This is a genomic window from Cupriavidus sp. 01T418 (assembly GCF_056398885.1).
The window spans coordinates 43,544-65,895 of the sequence record NZ_JBFTQG010000013.1 but is presented as its reverse complement, the minus strand read 5'-3'; the positions used below and the strand labels follow the sequence as shown (position 1 = coordinate 65,895).

At 57.7% G+C, this 22,352-nt stretch carries 22 protein-coding genes; 12 read left to right on the top strand and 10 right to left on the bottom strand.

What is annotated here, in order from left to right; all coding sequences use genetic code 11:
- Positions 1-6: 6 nt before the first annotated feature.
- Positions 7-183, bottom strand: a complete 177-nt coding sequence (locus AC1DQ3_RS15705; RefSeq protein ID WP_477121094.1) for a type II toxin -antitoxin system TacA 1-like antitoxin — start codon at positions 181-183, stop codon at positions 7-9.
- A gap of 837 nt (positions 184-1,020) precedes the next feature.
- On the opposite strand from AC1DQ3_RS15705, the gene AC1DQ3_RS15700 reads away from it, so the two are divergent.
- From AC1DQ3_RS15700 to AC1DQ3_RS15655, 10 genes are all read left to right on the top strand, one after another.
- Positions 1,021-1,794, top strand: coding sequence for a hypothetical protein (locus AC1DQ3_RS15700; RefSeq protein WP_477121093.1), 774 nt, complete (start codon positions 1,021-1,023; stop codon positions 1,792-1,794).
- Positions 1,791-3,815, top strand: a complete 2,025-nt coding sequence (locus AC1DQ3_RS15695) for a Mu transposase C-terminal domain-containing protein (protein ID WP_477121092.1) — start codon at positions 1,791-1,793, stop codon at positions 3,813-3,815. Before AC1DQ3_RS15700 ends, AC1DQ3_RS15695 begins: the two co-directional genes overlap by 4 nt.
- Positions 3,812-4,795, top strand: a complete 984-nt coding sequence (locus AC1DQ3_RS15690) for a TniB family NTP-binding protein (protein ID WP_477121091.1) — start codon at positions 3,812-3,814, stop codon at positions 4,793-4,795. The genes AC1DQ3_RS15695 and AC1DQ3_RS15690 overlap by 4 nt, the downstream gene beginning before the upstream one ends.
- Complete coding sequence (locus AC1DQ3_RS15685; RefSeq protein WP_477121090.1) at positions 4,792-6,639, top strand: TniQ family protein; 1,848 nt, start codon at positions 4,792-4,794, stop codon at positions 6,637-6,639. The genes AC1DQ3_RS15690 and AC1DQ3_RS15685 overlap by 4 nt, the downstream gene beginning before the upstream one ends.
- Positions 6,640-6,838: 199 nt before the next feature.
- On the top strand, positions 6,839-7,213 hold the full coding sequence (locus AC1DQ3_RS15680) for a hypothetical protein (protein ID WP_477121089.1): 375 nt from the start codon (positions 6,839-6,841) through the stop codon (positions 7,211-7,213).
- Between the two features lie 337 nt (positions 7,214-7,550).
- Positions 7,551-8,054, top strand: coding sequence for a hypothetical protein (locus AC1DQ3_RS15675; protein WP_477121088.1), 504 nt, complete (start codon positions 7,551-7,553; stop codon positions 8,052-8,054).
- 624 nt (positions 8,055-8,678) lie between these two features.
- Positions 8,679-9,236, top strand: a complete 558-nt coding sequence (locus AC1DQ3_RS15670) for an HAD domain-containing protein (RefSeq protein ID WP_477121087.1) — start codon at positions 8,679-8,681, stop codon at positions 9,234-9,236.
- 249 nt (positions 9,237-9,485) lie between these two features.
- Positions 9,486-9,860 (top strand): helix-turn-helix domain-containing protein, encoded by a 375-nt coding sequence (locus tag AC1DQ3_RS15665; protein WP_477121086.1) that lies wholly within the window; start codon positions 9,486-9,488, stop codon positions 9,858-9,860.
- A 290-nt stretch (positions 9,861-10,150) separates the two neighbouring features.
- Complete coding sequence (locus AC1DQ3_RS15660; RefSeq protein ID WP_477121085.1) at positions 10,151-10,777, top strand: Cap15 family cyclic dinucleotide receptor domain-containing protein; 627 nt, start codon at positions 10,151-10,153, stop codon at positions 10,775-10,777.
- Between the two features lie 2 nt (positions 10,778-10,779).
- Entirely contained in the window at positions 10,780-11,913 is a 1,134-nt protein-coding gene (locus AC1DQ3_RS15655; protein WP_477121084.1) for a nucleotidyltransferase-like protein, read from the top strand.
- Between the two features lie 134 nt (positions 11,914-12,047).
- Here the strand turns inward: AC1DQ3_RS15655 and AC1DQ3_RS15650 are convergent, their stop codons facing one another.
- Together AC1DQ3_RS15650 and AC1DQ3_RS15645 are read right to left on the bottom strand one after the other, a co-directional pair.
- Positions 12,048-12,854, bottom strand: a complete 807-nt coding sequence (locus tag AC1DQ3_RS15650) for a hypothetical protein (protein ID WP_477121083.1) — start codon at positions 12,852-12,854, stop codon at positions 12,048-12,050.
- A 102-nt stretch (positions 12,855-12,956) separates the two neighbouring features.
- The gene (locus tag AC1DQ3_RS15645) at positions 12,957-14,000 is read right to left on the bottom strand and encodes a hypothetical protein (RefSeq protein ID WP_477121082.1); all 1,044 of its coding nucleotides are present in this window, start codon (positions 13,998-14,000) and stop codon (positions 12,957-12,959) included.
- A 79-nt stretch (positions 14,001-14,079) separates the two neighbouring features.
- On the opposite strand from AC1DQ3_RS15645, the gene AC1DQ3_RS15640 reads away from it, so the two are divergent.
- Positions 14,080-14,319 carry a hypothetical protein gene (locus AC1DQ3_RS15640; protein ID WP_477121081.1) on the top strand — a complete coding sequence of 80 codons (240 nt, stop codon included), beginning with the start codon at positions 14,080-14,082 and terminating at the stop codon, positions 14,317-14,319.
- A gap of 248 nt (positions 14,320-14,567) precedes the next feature.
- Here the strand turns inward: AC1DQ3_RS15640 and AC1DQ3_RS15635 are convergent, their stop codons facing one another.
- The 4 genes from AC1DQ3_RS15635 to AC1DQ3_RS15620 form a co-directional block, all read right to left on the bottom strand.
- Positions 14,568-15,470 (bottom strand): plasmid partitioning protein RepB C-terminal domain-containing protein, encoded by a 903-nt coding sequence (locus AC1DQ3_RS15635; RefSeq protein ID WP_477121080.1) that lies wholly within the window; start codon positions 15,468-15,470, stop codon positions 14,568-14,570.
- Positions 15,467-16,336 (bottom strand): plasmid partitioning protein RepB C-terminal domain-containing protein, encoded by an 870-nt coding sequence (locus tag AC1DQ3_RS15630; protein WP_477101296.1) that lies wholly within the window; start codon positions 16,334-16,336, stop codon positions 15,467-15,469. Before AC1DQ3_RS15630 ends, AC1DQ3_RS15635 begins: the two co-directional genes overlap by 4 nt.
- Positions 16,337-16,365: 29 nt before the next feature.
- A complete protein-coding gene (locus AC1DQ3_RS15625) occupies positions 16,366-17,931 on the bottom strand; it encodes a recombinase family protein (RefSeq protein ID WP_477121079.1) in 1,566 nt (521 codons plus the stop codon).
- 157 nt (positions 17,932-18,088) lie between these two features.
- Positions 18,089-18,532 (bottom strand): hypothetical protein, encoded by a 444-nt coding sequence (locus AC1DQ3_RS15620; RefSeq protein WP_477121078.1) that lies wholly within the window; start codon positions 18,530-18,532, stop codon positions 18,089-18,091.
- A gap of 760 nt (positions 18,533-19,292) precedes the next feature.
- On the opposite strand from AC1DQ3_RS15620, the gene AC1DQ3_RS15615 reads away from it, so the two are divergent.
- On the top strand, positions 19,293-19,559 hold the full coding sequence (locus tag AC1DQ3_RS15615) for a helix-turn-helix transcriptional regulator (RefSeq protein ID WP_477121077.1): 267 nt from the start codon (positions 19,293-19,295) through the stop codon (positions 19,557-19,559).
- Positions 19,560-19,672: 113 nt separating this feature from the next.
- On the opposite strand, the gene AC1DQ3_RS15610 is transcribed toward AC1DQ3_RS15615, so the two are convergent.
- The 3 genes from AC1DQ3_RS15610 to AC1DQ3_RS15600 all read right to left on the bottom strand — a co-directional run bounded on the left by AC1DQ3_RS15610 (position 19,673) and on the right by AC1DQ3_RS15600 (position 22,196).
- Positions 19,673-20,791, bottom strand: a complete 1,119-nt coding sequence (locus AC1DQ3_RS15610; RefSeq protein WP_477121076.1) for an HNH endonuclease — start codon at positions 20,789-20,791, stop codon at positions 19,673-19,675.
- A 302-nt stretch (positions 20,792-21,093) separates the two neighbouring features.
- Positions 21,094-21,522 (bottom strand): DUF5615 family PIN-like protein, encoded by a 429-nt coding sequence (locus AC1DQ3_RS15605; protein WP_477121075.1) that lies wholly within the window; start codon positions 21,520-21,522, stop codon positions 21,094-21,096.
- The gene (locus AC1DQ3_RS15600) at positions 21,519-22,196 is read right to left on the bottom strand and encodes a DUF433 domain-containing protein (protein ID WP_477121074.1); all 678 of its coding nucleotides are present in this window, start codon (positions 22,194-22,196) and stop codon (positions 21,519-21,521) included. The genes AC1DQ3_RS15605 and AC1DQ3_RS15600 overlap by 4 nt, the downstream gene beginning before the upstream one ends.
- Positions 22,197-22,352: the final 156 nt, after the last annotated feature.

Sequence of the window (22,352 nt, the reverse complement as noted above, 5' to 3'; positions counted from 1 at the left end):
GTGGACTTAGCCGCTTTGTGGCTGCTTAGCCGGAACGGCGATGCCGTGTTCACCACAATGTTGCCGAACGACCACCTCTATGAAATTGGCAATCGTTCTGTGCTCCCTCTCAGCGGCTAATCGAATCAACTCCTTCAGCTCGGGCGTAACCCGGAGGTTCAGGGTGTCAGACTTGCGTTCCATAAGTTGACTCGCCGGAAAAAATGTACCGCAATTGTAACGCAAGTGAGCGCCAAATCGGTGCTTTGTGACGCAAAAGAAGGTGCTCATCCAGCTTGAAAACTCCCCGAACGTTGACTACGGTAAAAGCGCGTCAGTGCAATGCTGACGTGCTGTTCAGAGAATGAACTTGTTTTCGCAGTTGTGACCCGCCCGCGCGGTCAAGCCCTATTTGTGAGAGGGTACGACTCAGGAGCGGGCGATGAGACAGGTTATTTTCTCCAGGATGCGGCCGGCTGGAGACCGGTGGAGCGTGAGTGGGCGTGCTTGCGCCTTCCGCTCGGTGATAGGTGCGAGTTCTCGTTGTCCTGAGCAGCGGGGTGCCGCCCGCAACCCGTCGCGGCAACCTGGTCTGCGTGCTGAACTCTCCCCTGTCCGGCATCACAGTAGGCCTGGCCTGTCTCGCCTTGCAGACTCGCCGGCGTGCGACGCCATTCCGCAGTTCGACGCGCATTGTCTCAATTGCGGCAGGACGGTCTTGCTGCACTTCCCTACGCCACCGGGACACGCTGTAACGATGGCGTTACACGCGCGTAACGCGAAAAAAATTTACAGTCGAAAAAGGCCACTCAAATCAAGCATTGTTCGCAATTCTGCGTGTAACGACTGCCAAAGTGCCTCTATTTTTTCGGAAAATGCTTCCGTAAGCTATGCGGTTGATAGTTCGATTGACCACATGATGCTGAGCAGGAACCGCACCACAGATTTCCCGTACTGGTCCACCCTTGTAGGAGCCCTCGCGCGCGTCATGGCGCATCGCCAGGCCGCTTTGCTACCGTGCACTGCAGATAGGGGTACGCTATGAGCCGCACGCCCGCATCCTATGGCAGTCGCGGCCGCCTGGACGCCGCCAACACCGGCATCCGTCACACAGCGTCAACGTACGGCAAGGCAAAGTTCGGCACGTACGGCGAGAAGGCGAGCGGTCACCTCAACGTCGAGTCGGATGCTGAACGATTTGTAACGCATCTGTTCGCGATAGACCCGCGCGTCACGGCCTTTCAGCCGCAGCCATTTTGCGTCGACCTGACTGAACAGCGCTTGCTGTTCACAAGAGACGCCGTGCGCGCGGCGTGGCACAAGCATCGGGATGTGCCGGGCCCGAAGCTCTACACCGTTGACTTCAGCATCGAGTGGCAGGACGGGCTGCATCACGCGGTCGAGGTTAAGGCCGAAGGCTTCGAGGGAGACGACGTCTATTGGGACAAGGTTGCGCGCGCCCGTCCAATTCTGGATGCCAATGGCTACCCCCTGCGCACCCTGGTCCTCCCGGCGAACACCGCTCATCCCATCCGGATGAATTCGCGGGCGCTCAAGCAGGCGACCCATCAGGTCCGCGCCCACCTGACGGACGAGCTCGTCGAACGTGTCACGCGGCGCTGTGAAGACGGCCCTGTCACGGTGCGCACGTTGTGCTCGGACCTTACGCTTCCACCCGGTCTGATTCCGGTCCTGCTGGTCAGTGGCGTCCTCGGAGGCGACCTTGCTCATCAGACCATTTGCGGCACGCTCGAACTGTCTCTCGCGTACGGGGACCTGAGCCATCTCTGTCTACTTGAAGGGGTGGAGAAATGAACCGCAGCCTGCTTCTCCACGACCGGCTTGTTCCGCCCAAGAATCACGACGCCTACCTGGAGGTGCTCGACCCCCACCCGCGCGGCGGATGCATCAAGGTATTCGATGCCGAGAAGCGGGAGGACAGGTACATCAAGATAGAGGAAATTTATGCCGACATTCACGCGGGCAAGCGGACCGTGCTTCGCACCGGAAAGCCGCGCGTCAGTCATGCCGCGCAATCTGATGACCAGGAACTGCATGAGCGCAATCGCTTCGTCCGTACGGTCATGCGGTGCATTCGGGAAATCCAGAAGCGGCAAGGCGTCAGCTTTCTGGAGGCGTATCGACGTGCAGCAGAAGAGTACCGCCAGGAGGCCACGCCGAAGTCGCCGCCATTTCCCCCTCAGTCGACGATGTACCGCTACCGAAAGTCCGACATGGCCGGTCTGCCGGTTCTTCGTGGAAATAAAAACAAGGGTAACCGTTGCCCGCGGTACCCACAGGAGGTCGTTAATACAATCTGCTTGGTTGCGGAGCAGCATTACCTAGTGCCGCACTCCCGCTGGTCACTGAAGAGAGTCACCGACGACGTCAACCGCACGGTGCGCGGCACCTTCCTGCCGGTTACCTGCTCTCCGATAAGCATCAAGTACGTGAAGAACACCATCTTGCGCTTTGCCAGCGCCGACCCCGAACACGACCGGATGCTCCCGACGGACGCCGTGGCCGGGAAGTCGTTCGCGAAGAAGCGCATTCGCGCCGAGGCGCCCTTCGAGCGCGTCGAGCAGGATGCACTGCATCTACCTTTCGTTGTCGAGACGCCGAACGGAATCACCAGCCAGGTTTACCTGGTGCATGCCATCGACTGCTGTACAAGCTATCCACTTGGCTGGCACCTGGTTGTGGGGGCTCCCACCGATACCGATTCGCTCGCATGCGCAGAGATGTACATGGCCCCCCTCAAGAAGAAGCGCTTCGAGGAACTGGGCATCGACCATGCCATGAATGTGTGTGGAACACCTGGGCAGCTTGTCTTCGATAACGGTTCCGAAACCAAAGGCGGACGCATCCAGAACCTGGAGCGGCTCGGCGTTGACATCAAGCACTGTAGGGCCAGGGCAGGACAGGAAAAGCCCTTCATCGAACGTTCTAATCGCTCACTCAAGGAAGCCCTGGAGGGGCTGGCGGGTTGCACGCGCGTGGACGGCAAAGACGGGCAGCGCGACCCGATTGCGCTGGGCGACAAGCTCCCGACAATGGAGGAGCTTGAGCGCTGGATTGTCCGCTGGTACTACGAAAAGTGGATTCACGCCCCGCTTGAGCGTTTGCAGTGGGACGTCGTACTCACGGATTCACTCAAGGGGGATACCCCAGGCGAGCGCTGGAAGCACTTCGAGGCATCATGCATCGCGATTTCTCTTCCGCCATCACGTTCCGAATGGCTGGCGGCGCTTTACGAGCACACGGAGCGCAGCGTGAGCCGAAAGACGGGCATTACGGTAGACGGACTGCATTACAAGAGCGACGAGATTGAGACTCTGATTAAAAAATATGGCGAACAGAAGCAGCTACGTGTGCTGTTCAACCCGGATGATTTCCGACATGTCTATGTCTACGAGGGAGATGACCTTCCACTCGTCACGCTGCCGCACGAGCACTTGCGACCCGAGACGCCAGCGTGGTCGTTCAGCGAGGCGAAAGACCGATTCAAAAAGCAGAAGTCCAGCGTCAAAAGAGCGCCCCAAGCCGAGAAATTCGACCAGGACATGCATGAGCAAGTCGTCGCGGACTCTCTTGCTCCGAAGCGCAAGAAGCCGAGCAAATATGAGCGAAACCGCGAAACCGCACGTCGGGAAAAGGCGGCGCGAGCCGTCGCGCGCGCATCCCTGCACCCGAGTCCAGTGCCTCTGCCGCCGACGTGCAGACCCAGCAAAGCTTCTGAGGAAGCGCCTGCCGCCGCGCAACCCATCGGGTCGATATTCGACGATGCGACCCTGCTCCCTGTCTTGGACCGTGCCAATGGTGATGCACTGATATGACGGCCGCGAAGCAACTACGCGTAGCGATTGAAAGCTGCGAACTTCCTCATCCACTGTTCCTCGAGCAGTTCAACCCGCTCAGACAGCGCATTGAGGATGCCTTGGACGGAGCCGCAAGCCGTATTGAGCGCGTGATGGGGCCATCGCGCGTCGGTAAGACGATGCTAATCAATGCTCTCAAGCGCACCTTTCCGGAAACGAAAATTGAAGGGCGTCGCCATGTGCCAGTCCTCGTTGTGCCGGTGCCTACACCCGTGTCACCACTGTTGCTGCCCTCGAGCGTGCTCGAAGCACTTGGCTTGCCAGTGCGAGGCAGTACCACATCCCGCACCCTTGGAAGGCGCATGCTGGAGCAACTAGGCCTTGCTGGTACGCGCGCCGTGCTTTTTGAGGAAGCCAGTCACCTGGTTGAGCTGGGCGCGCGCGTGCCGCCGCGTTCGGCCGGCGACTGGTTCAAGACGCTGGCGGATTCGCACAACCTGACGGTGTTTCTGTTCGGCGTGCCACGTCTCCAGCGTTTGTTCGAAAGCAATGAGCAATTGCGCCTGCGGTCGTCGGCGGCTCGCCATCTTTTGCCTTACGACTCCCGTATTCCAGAAAACATGAAGGCTTTTCATACCTGCGTGGCGACCTATGCGAATCTCTTTCGCGAATCCGGCTATCCAATTGACCTACCGGCGCCAGCGCTTACTTTCCAGTGCTACCTCCTTACCGGGGGGCTGATTGGCGTGCTGAGTCGATTCATGCAGGAGCTGGCCAGTCAGCTCGCGAATGAGGCTCCGCGTACCGTGACCTTCGCGGACTGTCGGGCAGCGGCGAATGCAATCGAGGCTGGAGGTTCTCGTCACTTCCGAGCGTTTGGGTCTGCCGAAGCTTTGCACGCCGACGTTGCCCCCGCAGCCCTTCATCAAGCTTTTGTGCAGGTGTTCAACGACAACGACCTCTCGGTTCCTATTCTCCATGATGGAGGTGTCCAATGAGTCTCGTCGTAACATATGCGCCACGGGACGGCGAATCGGGATTCGGCTACTACCGAGCGCTTGCCGCAGCAAACGTGCTATCCAACTGGCGGGAGTTGGCCGGACTCGCGGGCGTGCAGCGCAATCGCGGTGCGCTGTTCGCACACTCGGATTTTGTGGCCGGACAGCTTGGTCTCGAAAGTGAGTGGGCGCACTTTGCCGGGCAGCAGGAAGCAGTCTGCAGGAGCTGGGGTCGACTACATCGCGTACAAACTGACGCCGTCTGCCCTGCCTGTCTGGCTGACGATGCATATATGCGCCACTACTGGGGGCACACGTATGTGACCGCGTGTGCCCACCACCGAATCTTGCTCGTCGACAGATGCAGTGACTGTGGAGAGTTTCTATCGCCTAATCGCTATCACATTGGGCAATGCGACTGTGGTCAAGACCTCCACATGCTGCCTCGCATCGCTTCAACTCGCGCTCAGCACTGGCTTTCGACGCTTATTGCGAGCGCTGGTAAGCAGTCGGGTGGCGTCGAGCCCACGCTGCGCGGCGTGGACATCATTACTCTTGGCCAGGTTGTCCGCACCCTTTGTCTACATGCCGACCCGACAATGCCAGCTCCCCGTCGGGGAGCTGCGTTGCCGACGTCCATCGCTGAAGCTACCGACTTGCTCGCACCTCTCGACAGTCTGCTCGCTGACTGGCCTGCGGGATTCCAATCGCATGTCGAGAAGCGCATTGCTGTAGGCAAGCCCGATGCACGAACCCTGAACACATTGCTCGGCCCCTGGTATATCGGCCTGCGGAAGCTCTGCCACGGCACGGCACTTGAGCCAATTCTCAAAATCATCATCGAAGTCGCGGCAGTCCGGTTTGACGGGGCACTTGGCCTGGATTCGGCCAAAGCCATGGTCGAGGACGTGACCGAGTACATGCGACTGGCCGATGCGGCAAAAGCCATCGGCATCAGTGTTTCCCACATGCACAACGCCGTCCAGGCCGGAAAGTGCAGCTACCGCACGCGCCGCGCGGGTACTCGCGGGCTCCTATACGAAATCCCACAAGTGGAGGTCGCGCGCATCCAAGGGCTGCGCAGCGAATGGATAACTGGCTCCGAAGCCGGCGAATTGGCTGGGGTGTCGCCGTCAGTGCTTGAGCACATGATGGCCGCCGGTGTGGTTCGGTCCGATGTGAATTGGCGACACGATGTCTTGAAGGGCGGTGTCGTTGAGCGCCGTTCCATTCTAGAACTCGTCGAGCGAATCCGGGAGGCGGCAGACCCTGCCGTGTCCTCGGATGACGAGAGGGTGGTGTGGGCAGGGCTGACCAGTCGACGCATGGGTGACCGGCAGGCCATCCAGTCCCTGATGCAGGCAATTGCTGACGGCAAGGTGAAGGCTGTCGTGCGCGGCCGCAAACTCGGCGACACGGCATTCCGTCGAGCAGACGTTGCCTCGTACTTTGGTACGCCGTTGCTCGAAGCAGGCATGTCGATTCAGCAATTGTCAAAGTTCACTGGCTGGAAGTGGGAGAGCATCTCACACTGGATTGCCGATGGTCTGCTGGACTCGCACTCAATTGTGTTGCGTGGCCAGCCGTGCCGAGTCGTGCTCCCCCATCAGTTGCTGGCGTTCCGGCAAACCTACGTGCCTCTTGCAGACCTGGCGCGCGGCATGGGCACCAAATCATCTGCGTTGTCAAAGCTGTTGTCCGGAATCGAGCTGGTCGGCGCGCTGCAACTCCCGGGCGGAGCTATTCGTGGCGGGCTTGTTCGCATCGCAGACTTGTGCCGGCTCGCAGTTCTCGGAGCAAGGGCTGGACAGGACCTGTTCGTATCCGCATCGCCGGTGCAATGAACGGGCGCATGAGAGGTAGTTTCTTAGGGATGGCGGGAGCGCAGAAGGCTCGGCGAAGTCTTCGCGCGGCTCGCTTACCTAGACTGCGGCAGGCGTGTCGGTACAGCAAACCTGACGCACATGGACGCGCTCGTTACACGTTCAGGCCGAGAGGCACATGCAAAGGCCAACATGCGACGGACATGCAAATACTTGGGAGATGATGATGACTCAGCACGTGATTCCCGATGATTTCCCCAGAGAGCAAGGCCCTGGCGTGGTATCAGGCGCACAGCCCAAACTCGTGGTGCGTTTGATTGACGGACAGTACTACGCAGGTCTCACGGAGGATGAGCTGTGGGAGCGTTACGACATATGCGAGGACCTTGCTCAACAGCTTGCGGGCTACGCCGCGCGCAAAATGACTGAGCACGGCTGGCTGTTGGACGATGTACTTAGCCGAGTTGAAAAGAGCGTGACCAAGAAAGTCAGTACGAGAAGTTGGGAGTTTTCGCCTGCCGAGATGGCGTGGATGATGAGGCGGACACGTGAGTTACTGTCAAGTCCAGCGAGCAGCCACGGAAGCGAGGGATGACCAAGGCCACGGTGGTGATGAACGTGCGTCGGGCCGTCGCGCAAGCATTCGAAAAAGCCGTGAGCCAGGCATGGTCGGATGGAGTCCTTTGTGCATATCCAGGAGTGGAGGAGAATCCTGCGCGCCTCGGATTGGAAATCCGACGGTAATTCCTGGCAAGTGCCACGCAACGCCAGCTATGGTTGCCCGCCCTCCGGTATCACGCGGTTTCATCGCTTTTGAAACTGCTCAATCACGGAGAAACCATGCTGTTGTCGAGAGTATGGCTCGGGGGCAGTACGGCGATGACAAGCGGTAGTCGGCACCTCTGCCGAGTAGAACTTTTGCGAGGGACGAGATGACACAGCGACTGCGGGACATCGTTGGCAAGCTGTACAAGCCTCCGTTGGACGGGACACGTCAAGTGTTTGCGCTATCGCGGTCGGACGCGGAAAAGCTACCTCAACTGCCATCGATGGCGGTCATCTCAATCACCGCACCGGAACGCCCCCCGGTCAACCTCGGTTGCTTCGTTCATGTCCTGCGTCTGAGTTTCGCCGACGTGGATTTCCTGAATCCGAATCTATCAGGGAGGGCGCGAGAAAAGCTCGTCCACGCATTCACCAAGGAGCAAGCCAAAGTCGTTCGCGCATTCGTCGAAGCCCTGCCCGACGAAATCACATCGGTGGTCGTTCACTGCGAGGGCGGATACTCGCGTTCATGCGCGATTGCTGTCGCACTACATCGACTATATGGTTACCGCGTGGAACCGCAGCACCTCTCGAAGGCTAACCCTTCTATCGTTCGCGTGATGATGGGAGATGACCATGGACCTCATGAGCGGACGCAAGTCCGCCGCTGATACGTATCCCCGAATCCTGTCTCGCCGGCGAAGTACCAACTGCTACTCACGCCGGAGAGATATGACAGCTTGCCAGCCTGCCATGTTCGAACATTCAGGTTCAGCCGAAGGTCGCCTTTATTGTGGTTTCCACAATCACAGGCTGAACCGAAAAAGGTCTCACTATCCTCTTGCTCACCTGAAGGGCTCAGCCAGAGAAGCAGGTGAACACCTTCATAGCCTAGCTACGGGTGGTGAGGCTGAGCCCAGCCCTCCCTGGCAGGTGTGCCTGGGATACGCCTTCACTCAGCCGCCACCCACACTACTACGGTATGGAGCCGGCCTCGCCCGGCAGACTTTCGTTCCGCGCCTCTGCCTTCGCCAGCGCGCCGGATGTCTCAGAACTTCCCCCCAGAATCCGGTATCCCCTGCGCGCTGGTGGTCATCACCTCGTCCGCGCAGGCGGCAATTGCTACATCACCGAAGCCCATCGACTGGATGGGGCGGCCCTTCTATCCGGCGGCATGGCGCGCGGCGGGTAGCATGTAGGTTCTTGCATCAGAGTATATGCATCGCCGGTGGGCATGAAACGCAAATCGAAGAAGTCCGCTCTGAACGGGGCAATGCTTAAAGGAGAGCGATGCCATGAGCAGCGTGTCCAAAGTGCCTGCACTGGTTCTCGACAACCCCACGCCAACTCTGTTCGTCGACTTCGACGGAACACTGCACCGTGGTCATGCACCGCTCGATGCGAGCGGCCAGGTCTCTCTCGATACAGGGAACCCGTTGTTTGAGTTCGTCCCGCAGTTGGAGCGCCTACTCAATCCCTATCCTCGTGTCGAAATTGTCCTGCCAACGTCCTGGCTCGACACACTGCCTTTCAAGAAAGTGGTTTCGTACCTGGCGCCGCCGCTCGCGAACCGGGTGGTGGGTACCACTCCGGGTATCAAGCCACGCTTCGGATATTTGCAGGATGGCTCCGCGCGGACCTACATCATTCGCTCATATGTGTTCGCGCATCGTTTGACGAACTGGCTGGCGATTGATAACTCCGTCTATGGGGCATACCACCTGAACAATGATGTGCTCAGGCTGGAGCCCCACCAGGTCTTGCTTGACCCTCGACAAGGCATCGGTTCGCCTGAGTCCCAACGGCGCAACGAAGACTGGCTTGCCGAAGTGCACAGCGCGGACGGAGGCTAGCGTTCAGTTCGAAGCCACTTTTGTCTCGCTTCTGAAACTGGGTTGGCCCTCGTGCGTGTTCAGGCCTTGGGCCGCGAACGTCCTCAGCTCACGTGAAACACCCGCATTTGCTTTCTATCCTCAGACAAGGGGCGAGTCCAACGACGTCAACGCCAGAGAAGGGCCCTCTGGCTCAGCATTGACTCATCGCCTCGCAACAACCGGCAATATACTGCCGGTTGTCGGCGATTTGGGGTGTTAAGAGGAGCAATGTTGCCGGTTGCTGCGGGGTGGCTCGGGGAGTATCGGGAGGAACATATGAAGATGAGCAATGCGCAACGGCATCGGACTCCAGAAGAGATTGAAGTGGAACTGGGGGAGCGATTGAAGACCCTTCGAATACACCGGAACCTGGACCAAGCCACGCTTTCTGCGAGGGCAGGCATCAGCGTTCGCACCTTGCGGAATCTCGAGAGTGGCAGCGGGTCGTCACTGCGTACTCTCATCCAGGTTGTTCGCGTCCTTGGCCGTGAGCAGTGGTTGGAGACGATTGCTCCGGTCCCCACCATCAATCCGCTCATGTTGACTCGAACCGCTACTCCCCGTCAGCGTGCTAGCAAGCCAAGATTCAAGAAGCCATCGTGAAAATCCGACGTTACGCGTTCGAGGAATCCGGTATTTCTCAACTGCACCTCACCACATCCCTATCATGCCCCCCATTGCAGGCGCAGCTGCCTCCCACGTATCACCTGAACAGCCTTCGCGCCCACCTTTGCATTCGGCATTCGTGATTACCCCCCTGAAGTGGGGAGCCATCCCAATATGACGCCCAGCGGAATCTGGGCGCTATATCATCCCTGCGCTGTTATTCGAAGACTCGAATCCAGTCGCGGATAACAGCCGACAAAAAGAACAATCCCCCAGGGAATTTCAATTTGGAACATGAATATTCTGTCCTTGGCGGCCTGAATCGAGCCGTCATCGGCCGTTATCTGAGTATGGTTTCCGCAATCGCGGCCTCGGGTATCGGTGTCTTCGTCTTGTGGGCAGTCGACCTGGCCAAGCGTCTTGGTGTTGCCGACCACGTTCCCGGTTTGGTGCTATGGCCGGTCACGGCAAGCCTTATCTACGCGGGTCTCTACTGGCTGTTCGACAAGCACGTCTGGAGAATCGGCGTCATAGCCGACCTTCTGAAGGTACCCTATCTGGCGGGAAAATGGCATTGCGACGGACAGACCATCAACCCTGATAAGACCCTGGGGTACAAATGGGAGGGCGAAGTTACGATTGTCCAAAGCTGGGACAAGCTTCGCGTGCGGCTCAAAACGGCACAGTCGGCTTCCAACAGCATTGCAGCTGCGTTGGTCTACGACCAAGCGGACGGATTCCGGCTTCTTTACAACTACAAGAACGAACCCAGAATCGGTGAAGCGGAACTGGTGGCTCATCGCGGCGCGGCTGAGCTGACTTTCTCCGCAGACCTGACAGCGGCCGAAGGCGAATACTTCAACGGCCATGGCCGGTTCACATTCGGCAATATGAAGCTAACGCGGAAAGACTGAAGATGGCACGTGATATTCAGAAGCGGCTGAAATCCCTTGATGCGCGCCGGCGCGGTACTGACCGTGGCGGGATGGCTCTCGACTCCGCCGAGCAGGTGCTGGCCAAAAGCGCAGCACTGGAGTCCTACCAGGAACGTGGCGCCGAAAAAGAGTTCACGAAGTACGCCCTTGGCTCAATGCAGGCGGTAGACGCTGATTACACACGTGTGGGCGTTGAAGAGGCAACCAGGGTAGGCAAGCAGCTCAAGGCTGGTCTCGAGAAGCTCGGGATAGGGGTCGAATTTCGTCTTCAAGGCTCCGTCCCTTGCGACGTCCATATCCGTGGTGCAAGTGATGTCGATTTGCTGGTGCTCGAAGAGCGTTACATTCACTACGACCGTACCGGCCCGAAAGCGCAGCGGGGAGAGTATCGAAACCCTGTGTCATACAACACCTTGGATGCGCTACGTAGCCTTCGGGAACATTCCGAAAGGATTCTGACCGACGCATACTATGCAGCCAAGGTCGACACGACCGGCGCGAAGGCAATTCATCTGTCCGGTGGCTCCCTTCGTCGGGATGTCGACGTCGTCCCGTCGAATTGGTTCGATACAGTCGACTACCAGAGGACTGGCTTCGAGGCAGACCGTGGCGTGGACATTCTCGATAAGCATGCTCCTGCCCGTGTCAGGAATATGCCATTTCGGCATATTCAACGTATCACCGACCGAGACCGAGAGTGCGGCGGTGGCCTGAAGAAAGCCATCCGTCTGTGCAAGAACGTCAAGGCAGATGCGATTGACGAAGGTACGGCCATTCGCCTTTCGAGCTTCGACATTGCCTCGATGCTGTGGCATGCAGACGTACGCGCACTCACCGTGGGCGTCGCGTACGAGTTGGCCATTTTGGGCGAGGCAACGCGTTTTTTGGATTATTTGGCACGCAACCACGCCGAAGCGAAGAAGCTGTACGTACCTGACGGTTCGCGAATCGTGTTTGACACGGACGAGAAGCTGGAAGCCCTGACTTTGCTTTCGCTTGAATTGGATGACCTCTCGCTGAAGGTCAGTCGCGAACAAGCCCCTCTTCTGGGGCAAGGGCAAATTCCGTTGCAGCAAATCAACGAGGCTCTGCGCAATGCCTACATTCCAGGCTGAAGCGGTGAGGAGTTCGCGTGTGCGAGCTTCTCAGGTTCAGACACTACCGCAAGCGCGGGGGCAAAATCGCGGCACCGGCCATCGATTGCGGCCCGCCGACCGGCCGATGTTTTCGCCGTCAGCGCGGCATGGCTTCACGCAGGGCCGCGCCTGTCGGTGGGCTTGCTACGATAGAGAGTAATGGGCTCCGCAGCCTCGTGTGGACAGTGTTCGGCAATGTCAAAGGCCCCTGACAGTATAAGGACGCGCTTGAGCTTGTTTACGCCATATGCCTGTGAGCCTAGGTCAGCGTCGAGCGAGCGGAGAAAGGCCCCGGCACGGGCCAACGATGTCATGCCGTTTACCGGCTCGGTCTGAAATTCGGCCTCCTGGAGAGCCCTAACGATGCGAGTATTGGGCCAATTCGTCTCGCAAGGGTCGGTCAGGTCAACATACTCGACATGGGCAGGGAGCTGCTGCTTTAGCGCCGCGTAGACGGTCACGAACTCAGGGTAGTCCTTGAACTTTGCGGCCATCGATGCTCCAAGGCTGACACCTAGAGCATGGACCATGTCCTGGAGCGGCTGCGCCTCACGATGCTGTTCGTCGAGAGTTTGTATCGCGGCACGGCAGCCGTCCACGGTCAACAGCGAGACGCCTGGCATCTCATGGAAATGGTGAACGAGTTGATTGCGCTGCGCTACCATGCGCTCGAGATACTGCGCCAGCGTGTCGGTGTCCGCTCTCATCGACTCTTGGAGGTTTTCCACCAGCTTCCCTAGCGTTTGGCTTTTGGTCTTGTCCCGAAACCTGGCGAAGGCATCGTCACCGCTAGCGCTACCTTTCGGGTGCATATAAGGCAGCATGAACTTCAATCCCGATTCAATCTGCTGGAATAGCAGGATATTGCGGCCAAGCCGAAGGAGAACCGAATTCAGCAGCGCTGCGTGTTCGTTTGCCATGAATTAGTCCGCAAAATCAGAGCGCAGATAGTAAAAGGCCTTCAGTTCAAGGGTTTCTTGCTGCCGGATGGCGTCGCCGTCGGAAAATCGACGAAGGGCCGCCTATCGTAGCGGGCCACCTGTCTTTGTAAACCTGTCGAACGAGTACAGGTGCTCGGCAGGATGTTCGTCGCATTTTCCTACCAGGCGTCCTGGAAACTCTCTTCGTCCATCGTAGAGATGAACAGTCTCTCCACATTTAGGGCAGCGACCCGAGTACCGCACCAATCGGATGACGCGGACGTGTTGCCCGTCACCCCCAGGCTCCTTTGCCGCCTCGAGTTGAACGCCACGCTCACGCAACGACAGGAGCAGGTCGGGTGCCATGATTATGCGCAAGTCAATCAGCCTCCAGAAAGGACTGAGAAATGCGAAACCCAGCCATCCGACCATGGCGGCGAATAGGACCAGGGTAAGGATGTCTCCGGTGGGTATCCTCGCCGATTGAGTCGTCAGCGCAAGCCACAGCAGAACCAGGAGCGTTCCGACGACCGCTGGCCCGCCAATGCCATATACAAGGAAGGCAATGCGCCTCCATCCCTCGAGGGCAAAGCCAGTCCGGATGAGTGGCTTCAGCCAGAAGGCAGGCTTTAAGGTTAAGTCTTGCACATATGCGATGCCGCCGGGTGCCGGCGCTGTGGGCTCGGCATCTGACACTGCAAGCTTCAGAAATTCGATGTCGTAGGTGGAGTTGTTCCCGGTGCCGCCTGCGCCGGGAGTCTTCCTGGGCCACGCATAAATCGATAGGCCTGCCTGACGCGCAAAGTCCTGGATGCCGGTTGCACGCTCTTCAAGGCGCTCATCAAGATTGCTCCAGATTTTGGCGAGCCAGGCGGTGGCCCGCTCTGGCGCCACAGGGTGTTCTGCCATCGCCGCGACGTTGACGGAGTTGTAAGCAACTACGGCTTTGCCTTCGTTCAGCCGGTCGCGCGTGTCTTCGGCAAGACCGCGCGCGACTCTCAGTGCCTTCGTCTCCTTCCCCTGCAGTTTGAGAAAGCCCAAGAACGCCTCGAGTGCGGCCAGCTTTTCGTTCTCGTCAGCCTGGAACGGCTCGGGCTGGTTGTTCTTTATGTTATTGATTTTAAATGAAATATTTCCGTCTCGCACAGTTATTTCCACCGTTGGCAACTGTTTTCGACTACCCGAGCTGACTAGGCTGGCCTCGTTCTCAACACAGGAGGTCAACATGTTTGAACGAGACGGAGTATGGACTTTTTCTATTCTGGGCGTGACGGTTCACGTGCGTGAATTGCCTAGAAACAACATCGCGGTGTTCCATCAAATCTGCGAGCCTGTTCGGCAACTGGTAGAGCCAATTTGCCGAGGGCGTGGGTATTGGAACTCGGAGTTCAAGAATTGGATTGTCTTCGAGACATTTAAGGACGCCGTTGTGGCGGAGCTCGGGCAGATTGCGGCCACTCGCTGACCCTGCCACCGCACGCAGCCAGGGCGATACCCCTGGCTGCCAACATCGCTTCGGACCCGGAGCGGTCAGCCATCATGACCCGCTAGGACAGAGTGCGCCGCCATTCCTCAGTGCGTCCACGCGACTCTAGCTACCTACTTAGGTCGGACGGACCCATCCGAAGCCTGGTCGTTTCGGTTCAAGGGCATCGAGAACTGGGTGTCTGCTTTAGTGCCGTGTAGACTGCCAGCTACTTTGCGTGGGTCCGGCTAGAGGACCGCGCCGCATTGCTGCTGGTCAAGAGAAATGGTTGCCACGATGGAATCGAACTCCACCATCAAATCCGGATGGCGCTGGGCAACGTATTGCCGAGCAGATTCGTTTTCGAGGAGCTTGGCGAGGTATCCTTTCGCAAGCACCAAGTTTAGTACGTCCTGGCCGTAAGTCTGCTCCACGAGCTTGTACTGTCCCTGCAGATTGCTCATTTCCCGCTCCATTTTCGCCATCTGCTCCGGGCTAACGCCGGCCAATTTGCGTGGCTTCTTTCCCTTCACAAGACACGCTGCAGGCGTAGCCACCAACAAGGCCTCGGCGTAGGAGACTGACACATTGTTCGCGGCCACCATCAACTCAACGCATTCGACTTGCCGCGTCGGCTTCATTTTGCGAATAGCGCGAGCAAGCTCTGCCGAGAACTGCCGGTCTCCGAGAAGCTCAGCCGCTTCCGGGCAAATGCCGTCGAGCAGTGACATCTTCTTTATAATCTGAGACACATCCACGGAAAGAGCTCTCGCCAATCGCTCGGGCGATACGCCTCTGTCGATTACTCGCCGTATCATGTAGTGCTCCTGGATTGTAGAGAGCCGATTTACGCGGTTGTTATACGTGTAACTCTCATCATCGGTCGCGACAAGGCAGGCAGCCCGCTCGTACCCCAAGTCCTGGATGGCAAGTAACCGTAGATGCCCATCTAGCAGAACATGTTGCCCGGAAGACTGGTCCGCAGGCGTTACAGAGAGCGGTTCGATGAGGCCCACCTCCTCAATGGAGGCTCTTATCTGCTTAAATTTGCGCGATTCGACCACGGGCGCCGGTATTCTTCGCGATGGCAAGATATTGGAGACGGGCACCGACAATGGCTCGGGGATGAATCCAAGAGTTACGCCAGTCATGTGGCACTCCCGATTGGCCAAACGCGTTCGGCAAGATACTTCGGCAGGCTGGCCAGTCCCTCCGCACGCAGCAGGTTGACGAAGTTCTCATCGGCAAACAGTTGCCTCAATGCACCCACCACAAATAGCAGCCGCTGCTGCGTGAACTCGGCCTTTCTCACCATGGACTTCTGACGTTCTACCTCGTGCTCATACGTACGCACGAGACTCGATGTCGTGACGGCGGTGGACTTGCTCGTCATATTGTGCGCCGTGCTTCGCCCTAGCGCTTTTCTGCGCTCGATGACACGGCGAGCGTTCATCAGTTGCTTGCCCCGCAATTTGCCCGACTCATAGGCCTCCTGGAGTGCCGCCTGTATTTCAGTGTCGTCGTCGCCGGCGCCAACAATCGTAAGGGCCGCATTCAGGGGGACGAGGCCCTTCTCCACCGCAACGACAAGTCTCTCTTCTCCCTGGCGCAGCAGCGTGAGGATGCCGTGAACGTAAGCCGGCGTAAGGCCTGTCTTTTCGGCAATGACCTTCGGCGTATATCCCTGCTCCTGCAATTGCCGAATGCCGGCAAGCCGTTCAAGTGGGCGACACTGTCTGCGCGCGATGTTCTCCGTCAAACTCATTACGAACGCGTCCTCGTCGCTCACGCTTACAACGAGTGCGGGAATAGTCGCTTCCCCGAGCGAGCGGAATGCTTTCAATCGCCCCTCGCCGCACACGAGCAGGTATTTTTCTATTCCGCCGGTCGTCGCTCGCGGCGTGACAACGATAGGTTTCTTGAGACCGATGGTCTTGATGTTGTCGACGATTTCCTTGAAAACTCGACCATTGCGCTCTCGCGGATTGATGACTTCAATCTGAGCGACGGGGACCATCCGGATTTCTCCGAGCTGCTGCCGCGAGTTCACGCTACTCTCCTCAGACGTGCACGCTCGGCCATGCCATAGAGGTAGTCCAGCGTATCGAAGCGATAACTCTCAAATTCGATTGGATTTTGGTCGGCGAGGTGAATACGAGGTTGTCCAAAATCCAGACGTGGCAAAAGATAGTAGTCCAGCTCCGTGGCATTCGTTTGGTCGAGTCGCACGGCAACCGTAATATCCGGCAGGAGGCTCGTATCGAAGCGCACCTTCCAATGATTTCGGCCATTGTCATGCGCCTGGCAGCGCGCGAGCACGATGCAGGCCGTGAACTCGTCATTGACCGTCAGCAGGTCGGTAGCCGGGTCGCGTATCACCGTGCCGCCCAAATCCGCGATTTTCCTCTCCGTCCGCGCGATGATTTCGGGATGCAGTTGTCGCAGGAAGCGGTTGGTTTCAATGTATCGATAGTCTCGTCCAGGGGTAAAACCGACTGTCTGGTAGGCACGAATTAAACTGCCGAATCGGTACACATAGACCGACGTAGAAGGCATGCCATCTGTTTCATCAATCACTACGCCGGACAGAAACCCGCGACTGCGGTACAGGTTGCGCAATCGCTCGATTAGCTCCTCATTCGAGTAGTGACGCGCTCTGGCTCTCATGATGCCCTGAGCCGTGTAGAAAGTTTCGCTTGGCACAATTCCTTGAAATGCCCCCTCCTTTCGAATCCACATGTCGGATGTGTTGGTCACCCGCATCTTTTTCAGCTTGAACGACACCCGGTTGTATACGTTGTTGCCGATGTATTTCTCGTTGGTCAATACTTCCCGTACCGTGGCTCGTGTCCACTCGCGGTCAAGGTCAGTCCGCACATGCATACCATTCAGGCGAGCCCCGATTTCGTATTCGTCGAGCGACTCGTCGATAAACCAGTTGTAGATTAGATTGACGATTCGCACTTCGCTTTCCGGCCCCGGCATGAGGATTACCCGGTCCGTCTGCAGGCTCTTACGTTCGCCGCGGCACAGTTCCGCCTTCATGAGACCGTGCTCATCGACCAATACGCGGCGCAGCCCATAGCCGGCTGGACCTCCTTGTCGGAAGCCCATCTCAATTAATCGGCACTGACCGGCGAATACCTTCGCGGACAATTCTCGGCTGTACTCGCCAGCCATTGCCCGCTTTACCCCTTTCACGATGGTCGAGACAGGTGAGCCGTCATTCTCGAACTGCTCCGCACAGTACGCAACCTGGATGCCAGCACGGCGGCAAATGTACTCGTAATACGCGCTCTCGTCGGCATCCTGGAATCGCCCCCATCGACTCACGTCGTAGACGAGAATTACGCAGAAATCAACATTGCCATTGACCACATCGGAGATGAGGCTTTGAAGTGCCTGGCGACCATCGATTCGAAGACCACTTTTACCCTCATCGGCATACGTGCGGACGATTTCGATTCCGCGACGGGTTGCGTAGTCTCGAATTCTGTCGCGCTGATTCGCGGTCGAATACTGCTGATGTTCGGTCGACATACGAACATACTCCGCTGCCCGTCCTGCCAAGGAGCCAGCTACGACTGCTGCACCCGCGTTATTGGATGACATTCTCCACTCCGCAATTCAGACATAGAGACGCGGCAGGCACCGAGCGCGAGGGAGCCTCAAATGCGAGCGCCACGGCTTCACATCAGGTGGTGGTGTTTGAAGATGAGGCAAGGGTAGCAGGCACTACGCCAATGTGAATCACGTCATCTCTTTGCAATCATATGGGTGGCGCTGTCGGTGCAGACAGCACGGCGATGTGGACGGTCCACGCGTTCATTTTTGCAACGCCGGCCTCATCCGCATGACTCAGTACGTAGAAGCCAGAACCCAGCGGCCGATGGCGCCCGATGACATCCATGTTTGCAATTGGCTTGAAAGTCCGCCTTGCATTGCGCATCCGCTGCATGCTGCGGTTGCGCTCTCGATACACTGGGTGCGCAGCTCGATATTCGCGCCAATAGCCTGGGTGGCTTGCGCGCCACGTTTCCTGCGCTCGGGCCTGGTTGTCGCGATAATCGTTGTCGGTACGAAGCCGGTGGTTTTGCCAGTCACGTCGACGAGCACGCTGGCAAGCTTGCGATGAGCAATAACGCTGGTGGGGAACATGCAGCAATGGCACAAACGCGTTGCCACAGGCGCGGCAGAGACGGGTCGATTTCATGAATACCCTCCAGGTCGGGTTGCGACGGGCGCACGCAGACGTCTCAACCTGTCACGGCGGACTCTGGAGTGCCAGAAACATACAATTTTCGGACAGTCTTGCAGACGAATCGCACATTTTTCGGACAAGTCACGACCGTCGATGCCTGAAATCGCACATGTTTCGGTTAACCCGAAAGTCACTGGTCGATTTCATGGGTTCTCTCCAGCTCGGGTTGCTACGGGACGCGGCCGTCTCGCCCCGCCAGCGAAATCACCGGCCTGAGACTGGATAGAGAGGGGTTTTCGGTGCGCACCCAGCAGATTCCCATCACCCGCGAAAATCGCTAGAATTTCCTTACTTCAAGCGCACTTATTGAAAAACTGCGTGCGAGCGCGAACGTCGTCCGCTGATGGGACAGGTTCAATCAGCCGCTCGCTCGGCACCAGGCTCGAGAAGGCCACAGGCGGAATTTCTCATTTTACGGGTTCCGTTTTCTCGCCTTATGCGTGCGCACTCCCCGCAAGTCCTTGCCCAGCAAGGCACTCTTTCTTAGCTTTTGTATCCGTCTACACCACCTTGCCGTCGATGGCGCATTGGAGACGAGGCTAGCAATTGATCGTTCCAGTTAAACGGGCACACAGAAGTGATTAAAATCAACTTTGTGTGCCCGTTTTGCACTTAGAGCAAGTTGCGTGCTTCCTTTGCGCCAGACTGGGTCTCCTCACCTGGTGATAGCATTCTTGACCTCATTGAGGAATGAGGCTGGACGCGAGCCGAATTGCCTGTGCGGCTGGGATACACCGAAAAACACTTCAGTCAGTTGGTCAACGGCAAGGTGCCGCTGACCGATGAGGCGGCGCTGCGCCTGGAGCGCGTATTGGGCAGCAATGCTGCCTTTTGGTTGTCTCGCGAGGCCAAGTACCGGGTACATTGCGCCCGACTGGAAGCGGCGCGGGCCCATGCTGGGTGGGTTGGCTGGCTTGATGAGCTGCCGCTGAAAGAACTGATGGAGGCCGGTGCTATTACCATATGCCGCATTGGATGATCCTTCCGACGAGTTGCCCAGTCTGCATACCAAGGCCAATAGGATGCATCCAGTTCGGGGCAGGTTCCTAGACGCATCAATCGCGCAATTGGATGGCTTGCTCCCTGGTTCGCCTATCCTGCTTCCTCCTTAACCGCAATCGCCTCAATCAGCTCCAAATTCTTCTGTTGCCCCCCAAGCCCATGATGAATATGCCGATGGCAAGTCGGGCATATCGCCGCCACATGACGGGGATGGTCGAGACCACCGTCCGAGACCCGTGTCGTGTGATGCGGTTCTAAATAAGGAGACCCATCCTTCCGCCGAAACGCTGCAGGCTGAAGGCACGACTCACATCTTCCCTCCGCACGCAACAAGACGTAGTCCTTCACCTGCTTGCTACGCTGATAGAGCCGCCTCAGTGCCGTCTTTCCCGTTTCCCCTTGTGACCCGCGAAACGCCTCCATCGCTCGTCGCCGCGCCTCCTCCAAACTAGCTGGGACTGCCACAGTGGCTTCGTCGTCGAATGAGGCAACGCTTTCGTCATTCAGCAATGCCACAGGGACAAGTTGGAATACGATCACGTCGCGCTGGTCCCCATTCTTATCGGGCCCCCGACGAATCGAGTGCCCGGCATAGGCATGCTCGCCGAGGTATTCCTGGTTTTTGCCTTTGCCGAGCGATTTGAACAAATGCAACGCTCGCCCATTCTGTGCGTGATCGCGGATGGCCAGATTGCCACGGGTGAACGTCATATGGCCAACTTGGCCCTCACCGGTGTAGGAGAACACGCCCAGCTCATCGCGGCCGTCCACATAGCCATATTGCTCTCCGCTATCACCTGTGAAGATGAAGATGGCTTGAGCCGTGCTTGATGGCGCTATGCCACTCTGATAGCTGCCGCCGAAAGGCAGATGTATGTCAGTCCTTCTGACGTAAATCTTCCCGAGTGAGAAGCTCGGTGGCTCCTCGTACGCCGACGCTTTACGCTCGTTCGGGAGCCGTACAATCTTGAATCCCCGTTCCTCAAAATAGGAATTTGTAGAGTGTCCGCCGGAAAAGCCCCCGACCGAGAGGCCGGTGGCCATAGAAATTATCTGCTTCGGCGGATATAGCGCCCCACCCTCAGAGATCGCATACAGCTGCGACTTCTTGCTATCCCATCCCTTCCACTCCTTGGTCGCTCGAAGTTCCCGATCGAACTCCTTCATCGCCAAAGTGATAGCTGACGCTTCAACCGTTGGAATGCTCAACTTCTTATCCCTGTTAGCCCGATTTTTTGGCACGCGTACGCGTGCTCGTTTTCTTGCTTGTTAGTATGTCAATAGGAATCGTCCTATGCAACATTCAGGCGGGTGGGATCGGTGATTTCGCTGCGTGGCGGAAGGGAAGGGAAGGGAAGGGAAGGGAAGGGAAGGGAAGGGAAGGGAAGGGAAGGGAAGGGAAGGGAAGGGCTTGTGGGTTCTGCGGAAGATGGGGGAGGAACCGATTTCGGGGCTGAAGCCCGCTGGTAATGTTGGCACCAATGTGAAAGCGCGCCTGGTTGCGACCGCGCCTATATTTGGCTTGGTATGTCGTAAACGCTAACTGTTACGTTGCCAATTTCATCCTCGAACACCTCAAGTGCTCTGTTCACGAGGTCAGGTAATTTCTCTGCCTCATCCATTGCCACTGCGAATAGCCTTTGCTGTCGAAGTGGAGTCATTGGTGCCACTGAGTTTAGACACACCAGTCCTGCATGCAGGGGCTGCCGCGCGTGGTGGCCGCTCGGTGGCCCGCCGAGCGGTCCGCGAAAGTCTGCGGCATTATGCGTGACGAGCGTGTAGTCGTGATCGACTGCGTACCGAATTAGCTCATGGTCCTTCATTCCACTTAGGCCGCGATCGCGAACACAGGTTGTGTCCCAGTGGCCTCTCTGGGCCGCCTGCTGAACGAGATTTGGCCATAGGCACTCATCGATCAGGAACCGGTATTTTGCTCTCACGAGTTGTGCCCGCGAGGCGACTCGCTGGACGCCTCGGCAGTCAGTCGCAAGTCAGGATGTGCCTCGGACAAACGCCGCGGCCGTCCAGGGCGCGGATGCGATTTGAGATAGATCTCCGCGTCCTCGATTAGTCGCTCCGTCAGGAAAGGATAGGCGTATTTCAGTTCCGCGACGGTCATACCGTCATCGCGTGCTGCAAGGATATTTGCTACCGGGACCCGAGTTCCTGCGAAGCACGGAAGTCCGCCCATGACATCCGGATCTTCGACGACATGGCTCGTTGCCTCGCTGGAGCGGAGTGACCGCTTATATGCGGCGTCCACGAAGGGCGATAGCACTACCGACCAGGATTGCTCTGAAACCTTCCAGTCAAAATCGACGTCTTTCAAACGTTCGCTAAGGGTCAGAAACTGATCGAAGTCTGATCGTTTGGCCAGGCGCTCGATGATCGTCGAGATCACTCGAATTCGAGCCGATTTTGTAAGGTCCTCGCTTGTCCGGAAATAGAACGTGGCAAACGGTGCACTGAGAGGCGCCAGCCGTCGGCCAGCAACCCGGATGATCAATGCCCTCGGCAGGATGTCCTCGTCAACGAGACGGTTTATGTCCCTGTCGGTCACGTCGGCCATGTAGGCGGTTTCCGCTACCGAGATAGAGTTTTCAATGGTCAGCATATGCCTTCTCCCACAATCGATCCTGCTCGCCAAAATATTTCCGGTGTATCGGAAATAATTGTAGGCGATGACCAGTAGATTGGAAAGGAGGCGAACTGTCACAGCGGCTGAGTCCAGGAGCATTTTGTGGCGCCTCTGGGCAAGGCTCTGCTTCAA

Excerpts from the sequence above, each read along its gene's own strand:
- AC1DQ3_RS15705 (WP_477121094.1), bottom strand. The coding sequence starts at position 183 with ATGGAACGCAAGTCTGACACCCTGAACCTCCGGGTTACGCCCGAGCTG.
- AC1DQ3_RS15700 (WP_477121093.1), top strand. The coding sequence starts at position 1,021 with ATGAGCCGCACGCCCGCATCCTATGGCAGTCGCGGCCGCCTGGACGCC.
- AC1DQ3_RS15695 (WP_477121092.1), top strand. The coding sequence starts at position 1,791 with ATGAACCGCAGCCTGCTTCTCCACGACCGGCTTGTTCCGCCCAAGAAT.
- AC1DQ3_RS15690 (WP_477121091.1), top strand. The coding sequence starts at position 3,812 with ATGACGGCCGCGAAGCAACTACGCGTAGCGATTGAAAGCTGCGAACTT.
- AC1DQ3_RS15685 (WP_477121090.1), top strand. The coding sequence starts at position 4,792 with ATGAGTCTCGTCGTAACATATGCGCCACGGGACGGCGAATCGGGATTC.
- AC1DQ3_RS15680 (WP_477121089.1), top strand. The coding sequence starts at position 6,839 with ATGATGATGACTCAGCACGTGATTCCCGATGATTTCCCCAGAGAGCAA.
- AC1DQ3_RS15675 (WP_477121088.1), top strand. The coding sequence starts at position 7,551 with ATGACACAGCGACTGCGGGACATCGTTGGCAAGCTGTACAAGCCTCCG.
- AC1DQ3_RS15670 (WP_477121087.1), top strand. The coding sequence starts at position 8,679 with ATGAGCAGCGTGTCCAAAGTGCCTGCACTGGTTCTCGACAACCCCACG.
- AC1DQ3_RS15665 (WP_477121086.1), top strand. The coding sequence starts at position 9,486 with ATGTTGCCGGTTGCTGCGGGGTGGCTCGGGGAGTATCGGGAGGAACAT.
- AC1DQ3_RS15655 (WP_477121084.1), top strand. The coding sequence starts at position 10,780 with ATGGCACGTGATATTCAGAAGCGGCTGAAATCCCTTGATGCGCGCCGG.
- AC1DQ3_RS15650 (WP_477121083.1), bottom strand. The coding sequence starts at position 12,854 with ATGGCAAACGAACACGCAGCGCTGCTGAATTCGGTTCTCCTTCGGCTT.
- AC1DQ3_RS15640 (WP_477121081.1), top strand. The coding sequence starts at position 14,080 with ATGTTTGAACGAGACGGAGTATGGACTTTTTCTATTCTGGGCGTGACG.
- AC1DQ3_RS15635 (WP_477121080.1), bottom strand. The coding sequence starts at position 15,470 with ATGACTGGCGTAACTCTTGGATTCATCCCCGAGCCATTGTCGGTGCCC.
- AC1DQ3_RS15630 (WP_477101296.1), bottom strand. The coding sequence starts at position 16,336 with ATGGTCCCCGTCGCTCAGATTGAAGTCATCAATCCGCGAGAGCGCAAT.
- AC1DQ3_RS15625 (WP_477121079.1), bottom strand. The coding sequence starts at position 17,931 with ATGTCATCCAATAACGCGGGTGCAGCAGTCGTAGCTGGCTCCTTGGCA.
- AC1DQ3_RS15620 (WP_477121078.1), bottom strand. The coding sequence starts at position 18,532 with ATGAAATCGACCCGTCTCTGCCGCGCCTGTGGCAACGCGTTTGTGCCA.
- AC1DQ3_RS15600 (WP_477121074.1), bottom strand. The coding sequence starts at position 22,196 with ATGCTGACCATTGAAAACTCTATCTCGGTAGCGGAAACCGCCTACATG.